Annotated in this window: 1 protein-coding gene; it reads right to left on the bottom strand. The window is 72.8% G+C overall.

Annotated features, from left to right (window positions below; translation table 11 throughout):
* Positions 1 to 2,279: DEAD/DEAH box helicase (locus tag CCN39_RS16870; protein ID WP_208630250.1), on the bottom strand; the 2,279-nt coding region annotated here is incomplete at both ends.

Raw genomic sequence — 2,279 nt, 5'->3', positions numbered from 1 at the left:
GCACGTCGACGTGCGTGCGCAGCGCCTTGATGTGCTCCTTGTGCTCGACGCCGAACCGCTGCTCCTCGTCGACGATCACGAGACCGAGGTCCTTGTAGCGGATACCGGTCTGCAGCAGGCGGTGCGTGCCGATGACGATGTCGACCTCGCCCGCGGCGAGCTGCTCCAGGATCAGGTCGGACTCGGTCTTGTTCGTGAACCGGGACAGGCCCTTGATCGTCACCGGGAACGAGCGCATCCGCTCGTGGAACGTGTTGAGGTGCTGCTGGGCGAGCAGCGTCGTCGGGACGAGGACCGCGACCTGCTTGCCGTCCTGCACCGCCTTGAACGCCGCGCGGACGGCGATCTCCGTCTTGCCGTAGCCGACGTCGCCGCAGATCACGCGGTCCATCGGGACGCCGCGTTCCATGTCCGCCTTGACCTCGTCGATGGCGGCGAGCTGGTCGTTGGTCTCGGTGAACGGGAAGGCGTCCTCCAGCTCGCCCTGCCACGGCGTGTCCGGGCCGAACGCGTGCCCGGGCGCGGCCTGCCGCGCGGCGTAGAGCTGCACCAGCTCGGCGGCGATCTCCTTGACCGCCTTCTTGGCCCTGGCCTTGGTGTTCTTCCAGTCGGAGCCGCCGAGCTTGTTCAGCGTGGGCAGCTCGCCGCCGACGTACTTGGACACCTCGTCGAGCTGGTCGGTCGGCACGAACAGCCGGTCACCCGGGTGCCCGCGCTTGGACGAGCCGTACTCCAGCAGCAGGTACTCGCGGGTGGCGCCGGCGACCGTCCGCTGGACCATCTCGACGAACCGGCCGATGCCGTGCTGCTCGTGCACGACGTAGTCGCCGGCCTTCAGCGCCAGCGGGTCGACGGCGTTGCGCCGCCGGGACGGCATCTTGGTGTTGAGGTCCTTTGTGGACGTTCCGGCGCCGGAGCCGCGGCCGGTCAGGTCCGCCTCGGTGAGCACGACCAGGGCGCGCTCCGGCGAGATGAAGCCGTCGGTCAGGCCGCCGCAGGTGACCGTGACGACGCCCGGCGCCGGCGCGCTCTTCAGGCCGTCGCCCGCCAGGACGGCCGGGACGTCGGCCGCCGAGAACTGCTCGACCGCGCGAGCCGCGGTGCCGTGCCCGGCGACGACGAGCACCGCCGTGCCGCCCGACGCGATGTGCGCGCGCAGGTCCGCCGTCGCGCGTTCGAGCTCGCCGCGGTAGGCGGGGGCGGCTTCGACCGAGACGCGGTAGACGTCGGGGGCTTCGCTGGTCAGCTGGCTGAGCGTCCACCAGGCGCGCTTGGTGTCCTGCGCGTGGGCGGCGATCTCGTCGAGCCCGCGGTAGGCCGAGGCGCCGAGGTCGATCGGGGCCTGCCCGCCCGCCGCGGCCGTCGTCCAGGAGGCTTCGAGGAACTCCTGGCCGGTGCGAACCAGGTCGGCGGCGCGGGCGCGGATCTTCTCCGGGTCGGTGAGCAGGACGTGGGTGCCCACCGGCATCGCGTCGGTGAGCAGCTCCAGCTCGCCTTCGCAGAGCACCGGGATGAGCGCCTCCATGCCCTCGACCGGGATGCCGTCGGCGAGCTTGGTGAGCATCTCGGCCAGGTGCGCGTCGGCCTCGTACGTCTTCGCCAGCTCCGCGGCCTTCTCCTTGACCGGCTGGGTGAGCAGCAGCTCGCGGCACGGCGGCGCGGTGACCCGCGGGATCTCGCCGGGCAGCGACCGCTGGTCGGAGACGGCGAACGCGCGGATCTCGCTGACCTCGTCGCCCCAGAACTCGACCCGGACCGGGTGCTGCGCGGTGGGCCCGAACAGGTCCAGGATGCCGCCGCGGACGGCGAACTCGCCGCGCTTCTCGACCATGTCGACGCGGGTGTAGGCCAGCTCGACCAGCCGTTCCAGGAGTTCCTCGAACGGTGTCTCCTCGCCGACGACGAGGTCGATCGGCTTCAGCGAGCCGAGGCCGGGCGCCATCGGCTGGATCAGGCTGCGGACGGTGGCGACGACGACGCGCAGGTCGTCGTCGCCCGTCTTCAGCCGGTGCAGCACCTCCAGGCGGCGGCCGACGGTGTCCGCGCGCGGCGAGAGGCGCTCGTGCGGCAGGGTCTCCCAGCTCGGGAAGTCGGCGACCGTGCCGTGGCCGAGCAGCGCGCCGAGGGACGCGGTCAGCTCGTCGGCCTCCCGCCCGGTGGCGGTGACGGCGAGCACGGGCCTGGCGGCCCCGGCGTCGGCGGCGACGGCGGCCGCGACGAGCTGCCGGGCGGCGATCGGGCCCTGCAGCTCGAGCAGCGGCGCGCCGGCGCGCTCGACC

It is taken from the genome of Amycolatopsis kentuckyensis (genome assembly GCF_002155975.1).
Taxonomy (GTDB): domain Bacteria; phylum Actinomycetota; class Actinomycetes; order Mycobacteriales; family Pseudonocardiaceae; genus Amycolatopsis; species Amycolatopsis kentuckyensis.
The sequence above is the reverse complement of the archived record's forward strand: the minus strand, read 5'-3'. Positions and strand labels throughout refer to the sequence as shown.